This window comes from Terriglobus sp. YAF25 (assembly GCF_052113305.1).
Taxonomy (GTDB): domain Bacteria; phylum Acidobacteriota; class Terriglobia; order Terriglobales; family Acidobacteriaceae; genus Terriglobus.
Window position 1 is genome coordinate 1 of the sequence record NZ_JBFRCY010000714.1, and the last position, 2,343, is coordinate 2,343.

Below are 2,343 nucleotides of genomic sequence, written 5' to 3' on the forward strand. Positions count from 1 at the left end.
GATGGGCAAAGGAGCGATCAATGGGAACTCCGAGCTCTATCTCGGAACCGCGGCTCTCTCGACCGGCGACTATGTGCACCTTGCCATAGAACGTGCCGATCTCATCATCGCAGTCGGTCACGATACCGCGGAGAAACCCCCATTTCTCATGCGACCTGGCGGCCCAATTGTTATCCATGTGGACTTTTCCCCTGCAGAAGTCGATCGGATTTACTTTCCTCAAATTGAAGTAATCGGAGAGATTGCCGACAGCATGTGTCGGCTGGGACAAGAACTGGGCAGTCAGCATGCGAAGGACACTTTAATGTTCCCGGTCCGGGACCTTGTTCTCAAGCGCACCTCCGAGGGAAGCGACGATCCACGCTATCCGCTTGCCCCGCAGCGACTGGTTGCTGATGTACGCAAAGTTATGCCTAAAGACGGCATCCTCTGCCTCGACAACGGGATGTACAAGATATGGTTTGCGCGTAACTACCGTACCGATAGGAGTAACACACTCTTGCTCGATAACGCGCTCGCCACGATGGGTGYAGGGCTTGCTTCTGCGATGACGGCGGCGATGCTTCACCCCACGCGCCGGGTCATGGCCGTGTGCGGCGATGGCGGATTCATGATGAACTCGCAGGACATGGAGACGGCAGTGCGTCTCGGGCTCAATTTAGTGGTGCTGATTATTGAAGACAACGCCTATGGCATGATCCGCTGGAAGCAGAGAATCGACGGGTTCCCTGATTTCGGTCTGACCTTCAATAATCCAGACTTCGTTCGATATGCATGCGCATACGGCGCTACCGGAGCTCGCATTGCTTCCGCCGACGAACTCATCCCTGCCCTCGAAATGGCTTTTCAAGCAGGGGGTGTTCACCTTGTGGTTGCGGAGATCGACTATTCAGAGAACCATCGGGTGCTGGTCGACGAACTCAACTGCAAGAAAACGATGACCAGCAGTACCCCCGCTTGACGTTCTTTGTCCCAGGGATGCAGAAGAGGGCCCATGTTGATTACACAGGCATTTGATGGCGAGATCATAACCGAGATGTCTCCGGACGATGCCGCGAGCATCGAATCCAAATTGCATCGGGCCGTACAGGCATTTGCAGATCGAGCCAACTGGTTCCCGACGTATAAGCGGATGGAATGTCTCCGCCGTCTCGCTCGCCTCGTAGAGAACGAAACCGAGATGTTCGCCGCTCTTATTGCACGCGAAGGTGGAAAGCCGATCACAGACGCGCGGGTTGAGGTCGCTCGCGCGGTCCTTGGCATTCTCTCTGCGAGTGCAGGTCCCGAGCACCTCGCAGGGAGCGAGGTGCCGATGGGGCTGACTCCATCGTCGCAGGATCGTTGGGCATTCACGACGCGTGAGCCGATTGGGGTGGTGGTCGCCATCTCCGCATTCAACCATCCTCTCAATCTCATCGTCCATCAAATGATTCCGGCTATCGCTGCCGGTTGTCCTGTGATCGTGAAGCCTTCACCGATCACTCCGCTCTGTTGTCTGTGTTTGGTCGATTTTGCTCACGCCGCAGGAATTCCCGAAGCCTGGTGTCAGGCGGTTGTCCTCGAAGACAATGCACTCGCGGAGCGATTGGCGACTGATTCACGAGTGGCTTTTCTAAGCTTCGTCGGATCGGCAAAGGTTGGCTGGTCCCTTCGGTCGAAACTTCCACCTGGAACTCGATGCGCCTTGGAACACGGCGGCGCGGCGCCGGTGCTGGTAGATGAATCGGCCTGCTTGCCTGACTTGATAGAGCCGATGGTCAAGGGAGGGTACTATCATGCTGGCCAGATCTGCGTGTCCACGCAACGGGTCTTCGTTCACGAAAATCTGTTCGATGATTTTGTGACGCTATTTTCAGAACGCGTACAGATGCTGCGTACAGGCGATCCACTCTTGCCTGATACCGAGGTTGGCCCGCTGATTCTCCCCCGAGAAGTTGTGCGCGTCGAATCATGGGTACAAGAAGCAGTCGCTTCGGGAGGAACCGTAGCTGTCGGTGGAACGCGCCTCGGCGATCGATTGTTTCAGCCGACGGTCGTCCTTGAACCCTCGCCGGAGGCGCTTCTCTCCAGACAGGAGGTTTTTGGCCCCGTAACCGCTGTCTACCGGTTCTCCAATCTTCCATCCGCAGTTAAGGAGGCCGGGAATTTGCCCTATGCGTTCCAAGCGTCAGTCTTTGCACGCGATATCTCCGCTGCGCTGTGTGCCGCCTCTTCATTGAACGCCTCTGCGGTGATGATCAATGACATGACGGTTTTTCGAACGGACTGGATGCCCTTTTCGGGGTGGGCCCAATCAGGTCTTGGCGTAGGCGGGATTGGCCATAGTATGCGCGAGATGACTCG

2 protein-coding genes are annotated in these 2,343 nt (G+C 56.4%); both read left to right on the plus strand.

Annotated features, from left to right (window positions below):
- The coding region (locus tag AB4043_RS22760) for a thiamine pyrophosphate-dependent enzyme (RefSeq protein ID WP_442308184.1) at positions 1-961 on the plus strand (961 nt) is incomplete at its 5' end.
- Between the two features lie 33 nt (positions 962-994).
- On the plus strand, positions 995-2,343 hold a 1,349-nt coding region (locus AB4043_RS22765), incomplete at its 3' end, for an aldehyde dehydrogenase family protein (protein ID WP_442308185.1).